The following is a 17,287-nucleotide window of genomic DNA, read 5'->3' on the forward strand; positions in this document are numbered from 1 at the left end:
TGATTTTTTATTGGTGTTTTTTAATACGCTCTTTCGTTTTTTCGTTCTATAAAATTTATAAAGGATCTGTTTACCACTCTATTGCCCCCAGGAGTGGGATAATCACCAGTAAAATACCAATCCCCTCTATTGTGAGGACAGGCTTCATGAAGATTATCTATAGTTTGGTATATAACTTCCACCTTTGCTTTAATGCCATTATAAGAAATCAATTCGGCTATCTTAGATGAAATCTGATCTACAGAAAATGGTTCGTAAACCTTTTTTACATAATTGATAATTTCACAATCAGGTAAGTCTACTTGCTCTAGACACTTGTCATAAACATCTTTTAATAAAGAGGATTGACCGTTTTCTTCCAATAGTTTTACAGCAGCTCTAAAAGCGACGAAATCTTCTAATTTAGCCATATCTATTCCGTAACAATCAGGATATCTTATTTGTGGAGCAGAAGAAAGGATAATTATCTTTTTAGGATTTAACTTGTCTAGTATTTTAATTATACTGTTTCTCAAAGTCGTGCCCCTAACTATGCTGTCATCTAATACCACTAGATTATTTGTGTTGTCAACCACTCCATAAGTGGTATCGTATATATGCGCTACCATTTCCTTTCTACCGATGTCTTGTGTTATAAAAGATCTCAATTTGGCGTCTTTAATGGCTATTTTTTCTACACGAGGCTTGATTTTTAAAATATCATCTATCTTCTCTGTATTCTTTAAATCTGATAACTTTAAAATCTCTGACCTTTTCCACTCGTTCAAATAGTCATTTACGCCTTCTATCATTCCCAAAAAAGCCACCTCAGAAGTATTGGGGATATAAGAGAAGATAGTGTTTCCTACATCTGAATCTATACTTTTTAAAGTTTGAGGCAAAAGTCTCTTTCCTAAAGATTTTCTCTCTTTATATATTTCTCCATCATTTCCCCTAGAAAAATATATTCTTTCGAAAGAACAAGCCTTATGTTCTTCAGGCTTTTTTATCTCGGTTATATATACTTCATTATTTTCTTTGATGATAATGGCACTACCCCTAGGTAATTCCTCTATCTTTTCAAAAGGAAGACCAAAAGCCGTCTGTATAGCTGGACGTTCAGAAGCTACTACTACCATCTCTTCATCTCTGTAGTAATAGGCTGGTCTTATTCCATTGGGATCTCTCATAACAAAAGAATCTCCATGACCAAACATACCTGCTATTACATAACCTCCATCCCATTTTTTTGAAGCTCTTTTCAAAACTCTTTCTACATCCATCTCTCGCGAGATAATGGAAGAAATTTCTTTCTTCGTATTAGAACCTTTATACTTTTGGTATATGAAATCATTTTCTTCATCTAAAAAATGACCTATGTTTTCCATAATAGTAACCGTATCGCTTTTTTTCTTAGGATATTGACCTATTTCAACCAAAGTTTTAAACAACTCTGAAACATTTGTCATATTAAAATTACCTCCTATGACTATATTACGAGTTTTCCAATTATTCTCTCTTAAAAAAGGATGAACACTATCCAAATCATTATTGCCAAAAGTTCCATATCTAATATGCCCCAAATACATATGACAAAGAGATGGAATATTAGCCTCTAACCAGTTTACGTCGTTTATCTTATCTGGATTTTTTGACAAGATTTTATCTATTTCTTTATAAACAGTATCAAATACCCCTTTTATAGGGGATTCAGAATTACTACGAGTTCTATATATATATCTATCACCAGGGTTAACATTTAGCTTTATCCCTGCAATACCAGCTCCATCTTGACCCCTATTGTGCTGTTTGCCCATGAGGAGATTCATCTTTTTTATTCCGTAAAAACACGTCTGATATTTCTCCCTATAATAAGATAAGGGCTTAAAAAATCTAGCCAAGGCTATACCGCATTCGTGCTTTATATTATCGCTCATAGAATATCACTAATTTATATACCAATTTTTATTTCCTTTTAACAACTTATCTAAATCTCCTTTACCGAGTTCGTCAATAGATTCTTCTATCTGAATAGATAAGTCATCTTCATAACAGGGCCTATCCTCCCGATACACTACCCCAAAGGGAGTAGGTAAAACATTATCCAATGTATACTCATCAAAAACATTAGCCAATATACTAGCCTTGACCTTATCTCTTTCGTCGTGCACCCATAAATCATCTAGACTATAATGCCCTTTGTCTAATTCCACTATTTTAGGACTAAGTCCGTCTAATATTATGCCTTTGTCTCCCCCTTTACCAAATAGCAAAGGTTGTCCATGTTCTAAAAATATTATACTATCGTTCTTTTGCTCTCTATCTGTGAATTTATCAAAAGCACCATCGTTGAAAATGATACAATTTTGATATATCTCTAAAAAAGAGGTGCCCTTGTGTAGGTGAGATTGCTTAAAGAGTTCTTTAAGCTTTTTTGGATCTTTATCTATACCTCTAGCTATAAAGGTAGAACCGGAACCCAAGGCTAAAGAGATGGGATTAAAAGGTTTTTCTATAGTCCCCAAGGGAGAAGATTTAGTCTTTAACCCCACTCTGGAAGTAGGAGAATATTGCCCCTTGGTAAGACCGTATATCTCATTGTTAAACAAGAGTATATTTACGTCCAAATTCCTCCTAAACAGATGTATTAGGTGATTAGTTCCTATAGATAAGCTATCCCCGTCACCGGTTATAATCCAAACGCTCAGATCTGGATTGGCGATTTTTAACCCTGTAGATATAGCTGTAGCTCGGCCGTGAATGCCGTGTAACCCATAAGTGTTCATATAATATGGGAAACGAGAAGAACAACCTATTCCAGAGACAAAAACTATATTTTCTTTTTTGAGACCTAAATCTGGCAAAACAGATTGCATTTGTTTGAGTATAGAATAATCCCCACAACCAGGACACCATTTTACACTTACATCCGAAATGAAATCTTTACGATCCAACTTTATATAAATTCATGAAATGTCGTTTGAGAACTTTTAATAGGTATTTTTCTCTTGTGAACTTTTCGATCAGACAAATCATCTTTAGCCCCTAACTCCAAGCCTTTTGACAAAGGTATTATAATTTTTTCTATGCTTATAGGTCCAATTCAACTCTGAATAAAGGCCTAAAAACGTTAATATATCTCCCTTAAAATCTCTTTTAATTTCATTCTGATCTTCTAAGAAATGAAGAGATAAACCTAATATCTTTTTTAACCTATTATCACCCAGAGATAAGTCAGAATTATATATATGGTTTAAACTCAAAAAAGTATAGTCTAAGTTAGAATATTCATTGTCTAAAATTACATCACAACCCTTACTGAGAAAATCTGTTAGAAAATTGATGTGCTCTTTAGAGAGGTGTACCACAATATTACCAGATAGGTTTTTTATACTATCCAAAATAATATCCACGTTGTTGTTTTCGTCATAGTTTTTGAAAATACTGCTGTTTATAGACATACGACGGTCGTGCTTCTCTATTAATTTAGATACCTTGTTAATCAAGTTTACATCTACCAAAGAATACTGTTTTTTTTTGTTGTCTTGATAAACTAAGGAGTCTATACTCTTATATTTTTCATATACACTGTAATCTATTTTGTTGTTGGTTATGTGAACCACAGGCGAAGGAAATAATTTTATAGTTTCAATAAAAATCTCTTCAACAAAATCACATAGTTTGTTTTCTTTAATTATACTAGAAAAACAAGATTTAATAGCATTAGAGATATTTTTATCTCTATCTTTTAGCAAATCGTGCTGATTAACCTCAAAAATAATGCGATAAATATCTATAACGGGTATTATGGTAATACCCAAAACCTCCGCGTATTCTAGAATCTCTTTAATATCTCTGTGAGAATAGAACTTTGTGGTATTCTTCTTTCTCAAGGAAGAATATTTTTGCAATTCTATACCTAATCCATCAAAAGTGGTAATATCCCAATAAAAGACATTCATTTTATACAAAGACATCTTATCTAAGATATTTCGTATTTGAGATAATTCTCTAAATCTAAAATTATTCTCTATCATAAAGGCTCTCCACTTAAATCTAGGCTCATCTTCTATATAAACGCAAGGAATAGGAACATCTTTATTATCTAATAATTGTAAGAAACTATTCATTCCATAGAGAATTCCCTTTGTGTTCGAAGCCTTTATTGTTACTCTGTGTTTAGATATATCCAATACATAACCTTCGTGTTTTAGACTATCTATATTTTCATCTATCAATAGCAACACATTAGCTGATTTTTTATCAGCTATAACCCTAGCTTTTAACCCTCTACGCACAAGAGCATCTACTAATATATCACCGTTTCTAGAATTAAAATTCCCCACATGTATATTGATAGAAGAAAAAACAAAACGATCACCCTTGCTCTGTATCTTCACAGGATTGGGCACAATACCCTGTGCTTTTACTAATGGAGAAATGATTAAACACAATAGAAGTGAAAATGAGATTCTTTTCATCGACATTGTTTCAAATACTATTAATGTTTTTTTGACGTTTTTTTGACGTTTTTTTAACTTAAAAAAGTAATAGATACTACTGTTTTTTATCTACAACAGGAGTACGAGCTAAACTGAGCTCTGCTGAAATAGCATTTTTTTCAAATACAACTTTTCCAGAACCCGTATCTATAACACATGTAGTGTCATTTACTTCCGATATCTTTCCGTGCATCCCAGAATGAGTCACGACTTTAGTGCCTTTATTCAATTCGTTTTGAAATTTCTTTTCCTTTTTTTGCTTTTTAGCCTGTGGCCTAATCATAAAAAAGTACAGTACTAAAAAGATCAAACCAAACATTATAAGAGGATTGGCCATCCCGTTTGAAACAGATTGAAGTATAACTAAATTCATATTATTTATTTTTTGACGTTTATCATTATTTATTTAACTGTCTTTGACAATACCCTTTTGTAATTCAAATAAAATTCCATTTATGAATACCCTGCTCTTGTCATAGGAGTATTCCTTAGATATCTCTATATATTCATTTATAGTAACTGAAATAGGGATATCAGAAAAATGTGAAAATTCACACAAAGACATTTGTATAATTATGAGATCTAAAGAAGATAATCTATCTATATCCCAATTCTTTAAAAAAGGTTTTATCCTATCTATATTTTTATGGTAATTATCCAACGTTGTAAAAAACAAAGCCTCTCCAAAATCTCTATCCGAAGAACTTATATACACAGAAGGTAATTTTTTAGAGTCGTTTTTTATCCCCTTAAACGCATTTAAAATCAAAGTGTTTGCCATACAGACATCGCTAGCCCAATGCTTGTTAACGTCTTCTAAAAAATCGTGAATACTCTCCTCAGGCGCTATGTAATTGACAAATAAATCTACAATGAAAGCCTTGTGAGAATCGAAATCTAATAGAGAATTAGAAGTGTAATCTCTATATAATTGAGATTCTTTTATGTTGTTAAACACTTTTTTTACAAACTGATCATTATCTTGCCAACACACACTTTCCAAATTGGATAATTGCTCAGTATCAATTTGTATTTCTATTAGGTTAAAAAGGGGGTTTTTTACAAATATTTCTAATCTATCTATTTCTTCTTTTAAAGGGAAGTTTCTATTTTTATGTACTTCTAACTGAGAAAGAGCTTTTTTTTTGAGAGTTAACACAAAATCCAAAAGGATAATATGTAAATCAATTATTCCATCTATGCTCTTTATCAATTCATTTAGAGCCTTGTGCTTATGGTCTATATTCAAACCAGATTTAAAAAAAGCATACAAGCATTGCATGACTTTAATCCTGATATGCCTCCTATTTATCATCTAAAGTTAACCCGAAAAGAAAAATACCTCTTTGTAAAATGCAAATTTAGCATTTTAAGTGCCAAATAGATCATAAAGCGATAAATGCTATATAATTAAAAATAAAATGTCAATTTAAATTCCATAGAACTTAAAAAGAACAACTCAGTATAAAATATTCATCCAAATGAATAAAAAAGCCCCGTCATGTTAACGAGGCTTTTAAAAGCATTATTAAAAAGTGATTACATCATTCCAGGCATGCCTCCCATTTGAGGTGGCATAGAATCTGCCTTATTCTCTTTTATGCTAGTTATAGTACATTCTGTAGTTAGAATCATACCAGCTACAGAAGCCGCATTTTCCAATGCTATTCTAGTAACTTTTTTCGGATCTATAATTCCCGCTTTAAACATATTTACATACTCTTCTGTCTTAGCGTCAAATCCAAAGTCTTCTTTTCCTTCAAGGACCTTAGAAACGATTACAGAACCTTCCAACCCAGCATTAGATACGATCTGTCTAAGTGGTTCTTCAATAGCTCTTTCAATAATTTGAACCCCTGTTTTTTCATCCTCATTTTCTAATGAAAGATCTTTTAAAACGTGTTTTGCTCTTAGTAGAGCTACTCCACCTCCAGCTACAATGCCCTCCTCTACAGCGGCACGAGTAGCGTGTAAAGCGTCATCAACACGATCCTTTTTCTCTTTCATCTCTATCTCAGATGCAGCGCCTACGTAAAGAACAGCTACCCCGCCAGATAATTTTGCCAAACGCTCTTGTAGTTTCTCCTTATCGTAATCGGAAGTAGTATTCTCTATTTGAGTTTTTATCTGACCTACCCTGCCTTTGATAGCTTTTTCATCTCCAGATCCGTTTACTATGATAGTATTATCCTTGTCTATAGTCACTTTTTCAGCTGTTCCAAGCATTTCTATAGTAGCCTTATCTAATGTAAATCCTCTCTCTTCTGAAACTACAGTCCCGCCAGTAAGTATAGCTATGTCTTCTAACATCTCTTTTCTCCTATCACCGAAACCAGGGGATTTAACCGCTGCTATCTTTAGAGATCCTCTTATTCTGTTGACAACTAAAGTAGTTAGAGCCTCGCCGTCTACATCTTCTGCTATTATCAATAGAGGTTTGCCCGATTGTGCTACTGCTTCCAAAATAGGAAGTAAATCCTTCATAGAAGACACTTTCTTGTCGTACAATAAGATATATGGATTATCTAGTTCGGCTTGCATCTTATCCGAATTGGTTACGAAATAAGGAGAGATATAACCTCTGTCGAACTGCATTCCCTCTACCACTTCTACTGTAGTGCTAGTTCCCTTTGCTTCTTCTACTGTTATAACTCCATCAGTTCCTACTTTTTTCATAGATTCAGCTATTAGAGAACCTATAGCCAAATCATTATTTGCAGAAATAGAAGCCACTTGTTGTATCTCTTCAAAAGAACCTATGATTTCTTTTGATTGTTTGTCCAAATCTTTAGATATAGCCTCAACAGCTTTATCTATACCTCTTTTTAGATCCATTGGATTAGCTCCTGCAGCTACGTTCTTCAACCCAGTATTCACTATAGATTGAGCTAAAACAGTCGCTGTAGTAGTTCCATCTCCTGCTAAATCACTAGTTTTAGAAGAAACCTCTTTTACCATCTGAGCGCCCATGTTTTCTATAGGATCTTCTAATTCTATTTCTTTTGCAACTGAAACACCATCTTTGGTTACATGTGGAGATCCAAAAGAACGCTCTGCTACCACATTCCTACCCTTCGGTCCTAAAGTAACTTTTACAGCGTTACTAAGGGCGTCAACTCCCTTTTTAAGTTTTTCTCTAGCTTCAACATCAAACTTTATTTCTTTTGCCATTTTGATTTCTTTTTTTTTATATTTAAATGATTGCTAAAATTTCAGACTCACGCATAATTAAATAGTCTTTATCTTCTAATTTCAACTCTGTCCCTCCGTATTTTCCATAGAGAACCACATCTCCTACCTTTACCGTTAGAGGCTCATCTTTTTTACCATCCCCCACAGCAACCACAGTTCCTTTTTGAGGTTTTTCTTTTGCTGTATCAGGGATTATAAGACCTGAAGCCGTTTTTGTCTCAGCAAGAGCTGGCTCTACTAATACCCTATCAGCTAAGGGCTTAACATTTATTTTTGTCATAATTTAGAATTTTTAAATTTGTTTAAGCTTTAAACCAAGCTAAGGCAAAAAATATGCCAAATTACATTTAACCTTTTCCTTTAATCAAAAGAAATATCTCATGACAGTTTGTCATATTTCAAAAAATCAAAATAATCTTTTAAAACTTCAGCATTCTCTAGCCTAGGAGTGAAAACTTCTAAAATACACGGAGAATCAGATTTTTGGTAAAAATTAGATAATTGCCTTTGTAATTCCGGTGTGTTTTCAGCTTTTAGATAATTCCAATTATACATTCTAGCTAAGTGTTTAGCCGTGAGATTGTGTTTGGTTTCAAAAAATAACTCCAAAGAATCTAAGCTTTTAGATTCGTCTAAAATCCTGAAAATACCCCCACCTCCATTGTTTATTACAATCAACCTAAAAGAACAGGGGACGTAATTATTCCACAGAGCATTACTGTCGTAAAAAAAACTAATGTCTCCAGATATAAGGCTTACATCTTCTTTAGATACACAGGCAGCGCCTATAGCAGTGCTGGTGCTTCCCTCTATGCCGCTTGTACCTCTATTGCAAAAAACAGATAAACTCCTTTTAATATTGAAAAGTTGTACATACCTTATAATAGAGCTGTTACCAACGTGCAAACAGGTATTGTCAGGAATGGCCTCTAATACACAAGAGAGAGCTTTTAAATCGGAAAAAACACTTTTTTTTAAATATTTATCATGTCTGAGATTTCTCTGAATTTTTATAGTATTCCAAAAATCAAAGTAGTTGCTATTATTGTTTTTTTTAGGTCTGAAATTTTTAAAAAAAAGTTCAGCTTTTGTGTCTATAAATTTTGATAAACAAAAATATGTGTCTGTACTTTCATGACCTATATGCCAATGTTCACCAGGTTTGTTTTTTATAAAAAAAGCCTTTATTTTCTTAGATATTACAGCTCCGCCAAGGGTTAATAAAATATCTGGTCTGAGATTATTTAGGGTCTCAATATTTACAGTGTTTATTATTTTATCTATGCTAGGGAATAAGTTGTTTCCGTATATATTAGATGTAGTCTCGGTAAATATAATAACTGAAGGATCTTGTGATATTCTATCTATCTCTCTTTCTAACTCAGGGTTTTTAGATGTTAACTGACCTATTAAGATAATTTTGCTAGCAGCTCTTTCCCACTGCTCTCTCATTTGATTTAGATCTTTTAGGTCTAAGACTCTTTCCTTTTTTTTATAATTAGACGATTGAGGGTTAATACACAATTTGGATGTTGTCTTATACAAGGGTTCATCAAATGGTAGATTTATATGTACAGGTTGCTCTTTTTCTATGGCAATATTTACGATTTCATCTATCATCAGGTAGTGCTCTTGAGAATACACCTCTGGTATATGTATACTCTTTGCTATGTGATTGTAAAACACATTTTTTTGTCTTATGGTTTGGCCATGACCTCTATCAATCAAGATTTCTGGTCTATCTGCTGATATGACTATCAAAGGTGTTTTTTGGTAGAAGGACTCTGCAATAGCCGGATAGTAATTCAAAATAGCAGATCCCGAAGTGCATACCAAAACCGATGGTATATTCGACTTTTGCGCCATGCCTAAAGCAAAAAAAGCAGCGCACCTCTCGTCTACTACACTGAATGTCTGAAAAAAAGAGTTTTTAGAAAACTCTATAATTAAAGGAGCGTTGCGAGAGCCAGGAGAGATAACTATTTGGTCTATTTTTTTTTTTTCTAGTACATGCGAAATGCCCTGGACTATCTCTATACTAGAGTGAACAATACTATTTTTCGTCATAAAAAACCATCATATCTTTTGTGATATCCAACTTGTTTTCTGTTTCTAACCATTCATCCTCTGGAATGCTGTGTATAATTATTCCCCCTCCCGCATACAATATCAGATCGTTATGGCATATTTCCATGCACCGGAGATTTACAAAGATATTTGCTCGATCTAAAATATTTATCTCTCCTAAAAAGCCAGAATAAAAAGATCGCTTATGCCTTTCATTTTTCAATATAAAATGTATACTCTTATCTTTACTTACCCCACATACAGCAGGAGTAGGATGTAAATTTGAAAGTAATTTTTCTAATGTAGAATTGTCATCTAAAACTCCTGTTATAACGTTTTTTATATGAGAAATATTTCCAATTCTAGCGTTCTCCAAAGGAAGGATTCTTATATCGTTTATCTTATTTATACTCAAGATATTTTCTATATAAGAGGTCACTATTTTTTGTTCATCTATTTCTTTATCGCTCCATACGACTTCATCTCCAACAGCCTTTGTTGTTCCAGCTATAGACGCAGTTGTGATTATTTTGTCTTTTATATTTAATAATAACTCTGGAGAAGCCCCCATCCAAAGACCTATTTTAGGATGATACCACAAGTAAACAAAAGCATTTGTGTAATTTACAAGTAACTTTTTGAAGGTATTTATAATTGAAAAAGATTCTCTATCTATGACCTCAATCCTCGAGAGTACTACTTTTGTTAAATGTCCTTTTTTTATTTGTTCAATAGCCTTGTTTATATTTTCAATATGCTCGGATTTGAGAGTCGTTGTAGAATTATCTGTTCTCAAAAGACAAGGCTCTGTTTCTTCTGATATGATATGCTCAAAAGATATCTCATAAAAATTATCTCTCCTTATAAAAACACTCTCTTTTATTTCTTCGTTTTCAAAAGGAGAAAATATAAATCCTCTCTCTTTAAAATTTGCCGAGTGAAGATTTCCATCATTTTGTGACAGTATATTCACCCAGTCCTCAGCAGGTCTTTTATAACATACAAAAGCTTGTTGATTTTTAAAAAAATCTCGTATGTAATGAGTTTTTATCAACTTTTAATTATTGATTTAAAATCATATTAGTACACTTACAATGAGAGATGAGTGCTCCTTTTTCATCTGTCACTAAAATTTCGAAAGTGTGAGTAGAACGTCCTATGTGTATGGCATTTGCTCTGGCTAAAACCTTTCCTTCTCTTATGCTTTTTATATGTGTTCCATTTATGCTTATGCCCTTTATCATCTGCTTTTCCATATTTATGAAGGCAAAAGAAGCAGCGCTTGCAACACTCTCTGCAAGCGCCATGGTAGCTCCGCCGTGTAAAAACCCCATGGGTTGATGAACTCTTTTATCCACAGGCATCTCTGCAATTAGAAAATTATCCCCCACGTCTATGTATTTTATGTTTAATACTTCCATAAGGGTATTTTCACAATGTTTATTTAGGAATTTCAAGTACTCTATCTTATTGAAATTAGACATCATAAAAATTTTGATTAAAAGATAAAATCAGTATAGCACTGCTTTATTTTCTTCTTCGGTGAAAATTACCGAAACGTGATTTTGTATAGAAGTAGATAGAGCTAATCCTTTAAAGTCTACTTGTACGGGGAACTTTTTATGTGATCTGTCTACTAAAACAGCTGTTTTAATTTTTTTTAAAGAGACATCTAAAAAGTATTTTATACTATACATCATAGTTCTGCCAGAATCCAAGACGTCATCTACTATTACTATGGATTTATCTCTTAAACTCTGTATGTCTCCCGAAATTTTAGCCGATTTTAAAGGTTCTTTTTTATTTATAAATAATTGATACTCACATATTTTTATGTCTGAAATATCTCTTAAATTCTTAACTATTTCAGATCCTAAAACAAACCCGTTTTTGTTTATTCCTATTATTGAAATCTCTTTTTCTTTTTGATTGTCTTCGAAAATTTCAAAAGACATTCTCCTTATCTTTTGTTTTATATCATCATGATTTAATACTACAGTAGAATCCATTTTTTTTAGGTAGAAAAATAATGTGATTATGCTTTTAGAACCATAAACTTATAACTGGTTCAAGTGAATTGTGACTTCCAAAATAGTTAGGAATTATATTATATCTAAGTCCTATAAAGATATTTTTACTCACATATCCCGCTCCCAAATACAATGAAGGAACGTATTCATTTTTTTTTACAAGCCTAAGGTCATCACTTTTCGTGTTCAAGATCATGTGAGAATAGTTACAGGTAATACGAGCAAAATCAAAAGGATTTATCTCGCCTATAAGATCTAATCCATACATAATATGGTGAGACTTATAAGGTCCGCTTTTTCTTCCCCGATAAGAAAATTGTAGTCCCAATCCCAAGGATACAAACTTATTTAAAGGCTTAATAACACTTGGGGATAAATCAATACGACCACCATTATTATGAAAATACAATCCACAAGTTCCGCCATATTTTAAATCAGACCAAAAACTTTTTTCCTCCGATACCTTTTGAGAAAAGCAATTTGTATAAATGCCAACAAACATGATTAAAATACTCAGATGTCTCATATCTTAGTTCTATTTACCTAAGACAAAAGTATGTCATATTTGCTATTATTCAATTGATAATATGTTTTTGTATATGATTTATTGAATATGAAATTTAAGTCATGTCAAGAATTATTTTTCATACGGTTGGAGAATAACCAAGAAATTCACTTTGATTAAACTATCAAAGAGCTGATTTATATGTTTTTATAACGAGTATAAAAACATTATGTATTTCTTTAATATCTCGACAAGATATAATAAAGATGACCTAAATTTTGCCTCTACAAATTCTCAAACGAATTGTATACTCATTTTTCATAGACAACATAAGGGGTTACACGCATGTAAATTTACCTTAAGTTGTCTTGAACCTAAATCTAATAATAGGATTTTATAGTTCCAAAAATTTATATAGAAAAGGCTCTCTTTATCTTTTCTACATAATCTAATTTTTCCCAAGTAAATAATTCTACTTTTAATTGAATCTTACCTTCATAAGGTGATTCAAATATTTTTTCTACTATTTGAGGATCTCTACCCATATGTCCATACGATGCTGTTTCTAGATATATAGGATTTCTTAATTTTAATCTCTCCTCTATAGAAAATGGTGTTAAACTAAATATTTCTTTAACCTTATTTGCTATTTCACTATCGCTGATATCCAATTTTGATGTTCCATAAGTATTTACATAAACACCCATAGGTTCTTTTATTCCAATAGCATAAGATAATTGTACCAAAACCTCTCTTGCAACACCAGATGCTACCAAATTCTTAGCTATATGCCTAGCTGCATAAGTAGCGGATCTGTCTACTTTTGAAGAGTCTTTTCCAGAAAAAGCACCTCCCCCATGAGCTCCCTTTCCACCATATGTATCTACTATTATCTTTCTACCTGTCAACCCTGTGTCTCCATGAGGTCCTCCAATAACAAATTTACCTGTAGGATTTATATAGTACTTTATATTATCATCAAATAGTAATTGAATCTTCTTATTTAATGTTTTCTTTACTCTAGGTATCAATATACCTATCATATCATTTTTTATTATTTCTAACATCTTAACATCATCAGAATCAAATTCATCGTGTTGTGTTGAAATAACAATACTATCTATACGAATAGGTTCCTTATCATCAGAATACTCTATAGTAACCTGAGCTTTTGAATCAGGACGTAAATAAGTTATCTCTTTATTTTCCCTACGTATAGATGCCAACTCTTTTAATATAAGATGTGAAATAAATAGAGGTAAGGGTATATAAGTCTCAGTTTCATCTGTAGCATAACCAAACATAATACCTTGATCTCCAGCACCTTGATCTTCTCTAATAGTCTTATCTACACCGCGATTTATATCTTGAGATTGTTCGTGAATAGAAGATATTACACCACAAGAATTTCCATCGAACTGATATTCTCCTTTAGTATATCCAATTTTATTTATAACATCTCTAGCTGTACTTTGAACATCTACATAAATATTTGATTTAACCTCACCAGCTAAAAATACTTGTCCAGTCGTTACCAATGTTTCACAAGCGACTTTTGAATCTTTATCAAAAGCCAAAAACCTATCTAAAATAGCATCGGAAATTTGATCTGCAATTTTATCTGGGTGTCCTTCGGAAACAGATTCTGAAGTAAATAAATAAGACATAATTTTTTTTAATTAATTTAAAACCTATATGGGATAGTTGTTTTCAAGGCGAACAAAAATACATCAAATAAAAAAATACAAATCAAAGTATAATAATATCACACAAAACAGATTCTCCTAACACATCATTGATATGTTTAACTATATTATTCTTACCATATAGTATTTCTTGCTTTAATACAGATGAATTGATTTTCAAGTATAAAATACCCTTATTTAGATATACTCTTTCTGATTTGTTTTTTAAAGATGGAAAAATACTGTTTATAGCATCTATAACGTGTATTTCATCTCTTTTAAACTTTAAATTATTTTTTTCTAAAATAGAGTTTACTATACTTTTTATGTGCACAACCTTTTTTTATTTTTTTCTATTCTTAGTAGTATCAAACATTACAGGAGTAGCTATAAATATAGATGAATACGTACCCACTAAAAGACCAACCATTAGCGCAAACATAAATCCTTTAATAGTTTCTCCTCCAAAAATAAATACTGCGAATAGAACAAAAAATGTGGTTATAGAAGTGTTTATAGTTCTACTCAAAGTACTCGATACAGCCCTATTTACCATATCTTTTAAATGTAATTTTGAATGTAGACCTATATATTCTCTAATACGATCAAATACTACAACGGTATCGTTTATAGAATAACCTATCACAGTTAAAATAGCAGCTATAAAAGCTTGATCTATTTCCAAAGAAAAAGGAAGATAGCCATAAGCTATAGAAAATATAGATAGTACTAATAAAACATCGTGAAACACAGCCACTAATGCTCCAACACTAAACTGCCATTTTCTAAACCTCAAGAGTATATAAAAGAATATTATAATCAATGAAAACAGTATGGATAAAAGAGCTGATTCCTTAATATCATCTGCTATTGAAGGTCCAACCTTTATAGACTGTAAAACTCCTATATCCACTCCTTCACCTGGATGTAAAAAATCACTAATAGAAATAGAATTCGACAAATGATTAGATAAACCTTTGTACAATAATTCATCTACCTCAGAATCCACTGTGGATTCATCTGAATTTATTTTATACTTGGTCGTTATCTTAACTTGATTATCTGACCCAAAAACCTTTACCTCTGGAATAACCTTAATATTATCTTCTACAAATACCTCAGATAAATCTTTGGAAATACTATTTATATCTACAGTCTTATCAAATCTCACTATATAGGTTCTACCACCTACAAAATCTACTCCTTTATTAAGACCCTTTGTAAACAGAGAAAATAAACCAATAACAATTATGACAGAAGATATAACATAACCGTATTTTCTATTTTTAAGAAAATCAAAGTTTATATTTTTAAACCAATTAACAGTTATTCTTGTAGAAAAAGTTGGATTTTTCTTTCTCTTTAAATCCATCTCTATAAGTAACCTAGTTAGCAAAATAGCACAGAACAAAGAAGTAAATATTCCTATTATAAGAGTTGTAGCAAAACCTTTTACAGGACCCGTTCCAAAAATAAACAATACAAAACCTGTCAATAAAGTAGTAATATTAGCGTCTAAAATAGATGAATACGCCATATTATATCCATCTTTCACAGCTAAAATAATTCCTTTACCAGATGCTATCTCCTCCCTTATCCTCTCGTATATTAAAACATTAGCATCTACAGACATACCTATAGTTAGTATTATACCAGCAATACCAGGAAGAGTCAATACAGCACCTATAGAAGACAATATTCCAAACACAAATAAAACATTTATTAAAAGAGCTATATCAGAATATAAACCTCCTCTAGAGTAATAGAAAATCATCCACACCAAAACCACTAAAAGAGAAAAAACAAAAGATTTTATTCCTGATTCTATAGATTCTTGTCCTAAAGAAGGACCTACAATCTCAGCCTGAATAATTCTAGCTGGTGCAGGTAATTTACCTGCTTTTAAAATATTAGCTAAATCATTAGCGTCTTCCAATAAAAATCTTCCAGATATTTGAGATCTACCATTTTCAATTACTGTATTTACAGTAGGAGCAGAATAAACATAATCATCTAACACTATAGCTATACTATTACCTTTATTTTTTTCTGTCATTTTTTTCCATATGCGAGAACCATGAGAATTCATCTGCATATTAACAATAGGCTTATTATTTTCAAAATCTGCAGCAGCATCAACTATTACATCTCCTTCCAAAGGAGCTTTATTATTTGTCTTTTTTACTGAATATAACTCTAAAACATTATCCTCAGAAATAGTTTTTGCCGACCAAAGAAATTTAACATCTCTCAATTCATGAGGTAACAAACTCCTAATTTTAGGATCGTTTAAATAGTTACTAACTGCAGAGGTATCTTTCACAGATACATATCCGAGAACAACACCTGAATAATTATAAGGTTTTAATAATTCAAATAGTGGATTGTGTTGTTCATCTACATCAGGAGTGGAACCCTTTGATTTTATATCAGATATAATCTTATCTACTGAACCCTCTTTTTCACTTTTAGACTCATCTAAAGATTTTTTTTCTTCATTAGAAAGAGTAGGCTTTTCAACTATATCTCTTAAAAGATCATTAGCTGATATTAAAAAATCTGCTAATAAATCATTGTTATAAGTCTCACAAAACTCTAGTTTAGCAGTGCTCTTTAAAATTTTCTTTACTCTATCAGTATCTTTAACTCCTGGTAATTCAACTAAAATTCTACTAGAATTTTTCAACCTTTGTATATTAGGCTGACTTACTCCAAATTTATCTATACGAGACCTAATAACTACAAATACTCTGTCTATATTTTTTTCTATTTCTTCTCTTAGAACTTTTATAACATCTTCATCACTACTGTTGATATTAATTTTATCAATCATATCTTTATTACCAAAAATATGAGGAGAAGATAATGTTATATCATCATTTAATTCTTTTTTTATATCATTGAATTGTTTTACGAATTCATCTAAAAAAAACTCATTTCTTATATTGTCTTCTCTTGCCGATTCTAAAGCCTTATTAAAAACCTTATTACTTGAATTATTAGACAAACTCTTCAATATATCTTTTACAGAAACTTGAAGTATTACGTTTACACCACCTTTTAAATCTAATCCTAGATTCAATTCCCTACGCTTAATTTCATCATAAGTGTATTCTACAATTCCTAGAAAATTATAAACAGGCTTATTAGATATAGAATCTAAATAAAATTTTTCACCCTTGTGATAGCTCTTTGCTTGATCTTCTAACGATTTTACCTTCCAAGTAAAACTGATCTGGTATACACACACTAATGCGAATATTACAGCAAAAAACTTCAAAAAACCACTATTTTTCATTATACTACAAACCAAAATTAAATGACAAT

15 protein-coding genes are annotated in these 17,287 nt (G+C 31.6%); all 15 read right to left on the bottom strand.

Translation table 11 applies throughout. The annotated features are described in order from the left end of the window. Window positions 1-20: 20 nt before the first annotated feature. Window positions 21-1,916 carry an amidophosphoribosyltransferase gene (locus tag JBKA6_RS01910; RefSeq protein WP_096685327.1) on the bottom strand — a complete coding sequence of 632 codons (1,896 nt, stop codon included), beginning with the start codon at window positions 1,914-1,916 and terminating at the stop codon, window positions 21-23. A gap of 9 nt (window positions 1,917-1,925) precedes the next feature. Then, on the bottom strand, window positions 1,926-2,933 hold the full coding sequence (locus JBKA6_RS01915; RefSeq protein ID WP_262490687.1) for a 2-oxoacid:ferredoxin oxidoreductase subunit beta: 1,008 nt from the start codon (window positions 2,931-2,933) through the stop codon (window positions 1,926-1,928). An 84-nt stretch (window positions 2,934-3,017) separates the two neighbouring features. After that, the gene (locus JBKA6_RS01920; protein WP_172843091.1) at window positions 3,018-4,460 is read right to left on the bottom strand and encodes a family 20 glycosylhydrolase; all 1,443 of its coding nucleotides are present in this window, start codon (window positions 4,458-4,460) and stop codon (window positions 3,018-3,020) included. Window positions 4,461-4,536: 76 nt separating this feature from the next. Further along, on the bottom strand, window positions 4,537-4,854 hold the full coding sequence (gene yajC / locus JBKA6_RS01925) for a preprotein translocase subunit YajC (protein WP_096685331.1): 318 nt from the start codon (window positions 4,852-4,854) through the stop codon (window positions 4,537-4,539). Window positions 4,855-4,887: 33 nt separating this feature from the next. Further along, on the bottom strand, window positions 4,888-5,763 hold the full coding sequence (locus tag JBKA6_RS01930; protein WP_172843092.1) for a transcription antitermination protein NusB: 876 nt from the start codon (window positions 5,761-5,763) through the stop codon (window positions 4,888-4,890). 257 nt (window positions 5,764-6,020) lie between these two features. Continuing rightward, window positions 6,021-7,652, bottom strand: a complete 1,632-nt coding sequence (groL, locus tag JBKA6_RS01935) for a chaperonin GroEL (protein ID WP_096685335.1) — start codon at window positions 7,650-7,652, stop codon at window positions 6,021-6,023. A 22-nt stretch (window positions 7,653-7,674) separates the two neighbouring features. Then, window positions 7,675-7,953 carry a co-chaperone GroES gene (locus JBKA6_RS01940; RefSeq protein ID WP_096685337.1) on the bottom strand — a complete coding sequence of 93 codons (279 nt, stop codon included), beginning with the start codon at window positions 7,951-7,953 and terminating at the stop codon, window positions 7,675-7,677. Between the two features lie 98 nt (window positions 7,954-8,051). Further along, the gene (menD, locus tag JBKA6_RS01945; RefSeq protein WP_096685339.1) at window positions 8,052-9,740 is read right to left on the bottom strand and encodes a 2-succinyl-5-enolpyruvyl-6-hydroxy-3-cyclohexene-1-carboxylic-acid synthase; all 1,689 of its coding nucleotides are present in this window, start codon (window positions 9,738-9,740) and stop codon (window positions 8,052-8,054) included. Then, on the bottom strand, window positions 9,727-10,713 hold the full coding sequence (locus JBKA6_RS01950) for a chorismate-binding protein (protein WP_157776877.1): 987 nt from the start codon (window positions 10,711-10,713) through the stop codon (window positions 9,727-9,729). The genes menD and JBKA6_RS01950 overlap by 14 nt, the downstream gene beginning before the upstream one ends. An 88-nt stretch (window positions 10,714-10,801) precedes the next feature. Next, a complete protein-coding gene (locus JBKA6_RS01955) occupies window positions 10,802-11,224 on the bottom strand; it encodes a hotdog fold thioesterase (protein WP_096687337.1) in 423 nt (140 codons plus the stop codon). Between the two features lie 27 nt (window positions 11,225-11,251). Then, window positions 11,252-11,749: a phosphoribosyltransferase family protein gene (locus JBKA6_RS01960; protein WP_096685343.1), complete on the bottom strand. Its 498-nt coding sequence runs from the start codon at window positions 11,747-11,749 to the stop codon at window positions 11,252-11,254. 34 nt (window positions 11,750-11,783) lie between these two features. Further along, window positions 11,784-12,296 carry a hypothetical protein gene (locus JBKA6_RS01965; RefSeq protein WP_096685345.1) on the bottom strand — a complete coding sequence of 171 codons (513 nt, stop codon included), beginning with the start codon at window positions 12,294-12,296 and terminating at the stop codon, window positions 11,784-11,786. 389 nt (window positions 12,297-12,685) lie between these two features. Continuing rightward, on the bottom strand, window positions 12,686-13,942 hold the full coding sequence (metK, locus tag JBKA6_RS01970; protein WP_096685347.1) for a methionine adenosyltransferase: 1,257 nt from the start codon (window positions 13,940-13,942) through the stop codon (window positions 12,686-12,688). An 82-nt stretch (window positions 13,943-14,024) separates the two neighbouring features. Continuing rightward, on the bottom strand, window positions 14,025-14,294 hold the full coding sequence (locus tag JBKA6_RS01975; protein WP_096685349.1) for a DciA family protein: 270 nt from the start codon (window positions 14,292-14,294) through the stop codon (window positions 14,025-14,027). A 9-nt stretch (window positions 14,295-14,303) separates the two neighbouring features. After that, entirely contained in the window at window positions 14,304-17,258 is a 2,955-nt protein-coding gene (gene secDF / locus JBKA6_RS01980; RefSeq protein WP_096685351.1) for a protein translocase subunit SecDF, read from the bottom strand. Between the last annotated feature and the right edge of the window lie 29 nt (window positions 17,259-17,287).

The sequence above is a fragment of the Ichthyobacterium seriolicida genome (assembly GCF_002369955.1).
GTDB lineage: Bacteria > Bacteroidota > Bacteroidia > Flavobacteriales > Ichthyobacteriaceae > Ichthyobacterium > Ichthyobacterium seriolicida.

Bases quoted from the DNA above. Each gene is read 5' to 3' on its own strand.
- JBKA6_RS01910 (WP_096685327.1), bottom strand. From the start codon at position 1,916: ATGAGCGATAATATAAAGCACGAATGCGGTATAGCCTTGGCTAGATTT.
- JBKA6_RS01920 (WP_172843091.1), bottom strand. From the start codon at position 4,460: ATGAAAAGAATCTCATTTTCACTTCTATTGTGTTTAATCATTTCTCCA.
- yajC (WP_096685331.1), bottom strand. From the start codon at position 4,854: ATGAATTTAGTTATACTTCAATCTGTTTCAAACGGGATGGCCAATCCT.
- JBKA6_RS01930 (WP_172843092.1), bottom strand. From the start codon at position 5,763: ATGCAATGCTTGTATGCTTTTTTTAAATCTGGTTTGAATATAGACCAT.
- groL (WP_096685335.1), bottom strand. From the start codon at position 7,652: ATGGCAAAAGAAATAAAGTTTGATGTTGAAGCTAGAGAAAAACTTAAA.
- JBKA6_RS01940 (WP_096685337.1), bottom strand. From the start codon at position 7,953: ATGACAAAAATAAATGTTAAGCCCTTAGCTGATAGGGTATTAGTAGAG.
- menD (WP_096685339.1), bottom strand. From the start codon at position 9,740: ATGACGAAAAATAGTATTGTTCACTCTAGTATAGAGATAGTCCAGGGC.
- JBKA6_RS01955 (WP_096687337.1), bottom strand. From the start codon at position 11,224: ATGTCTAATTTCAATAAGATAGAGTACTTGAAATTCCTAAATAAACAT.
- JBKA6_RS01960 (WP_096685343.1), bottom strand. From the start codon at position 11,749: ATGGATTCTACTGTAGTATTAAATCATGATGATATAAAACAAAAGATA.
- JBKA6_RS01965 (WP_096685345.1), bottom strand. From the start codon at position 12,296: ATGAGACATCTGAGTATTTTAATCATGTTTGTTGGCATTTATACAAAT.
- metK (WP_096685347.1), bottom strand. From the start codon at position 13,942: ATGTCTTATTTATTTACTTCAGAATCTGTTTCCGAAGGACACCCAGAT.
- secDF (WP_096685351.1), bottom strand. From the start codon at position 17,258: ATGAAAAATAGTGGTTTTTTGAAGTTTTTTGCTGTAATATTCGCATTA.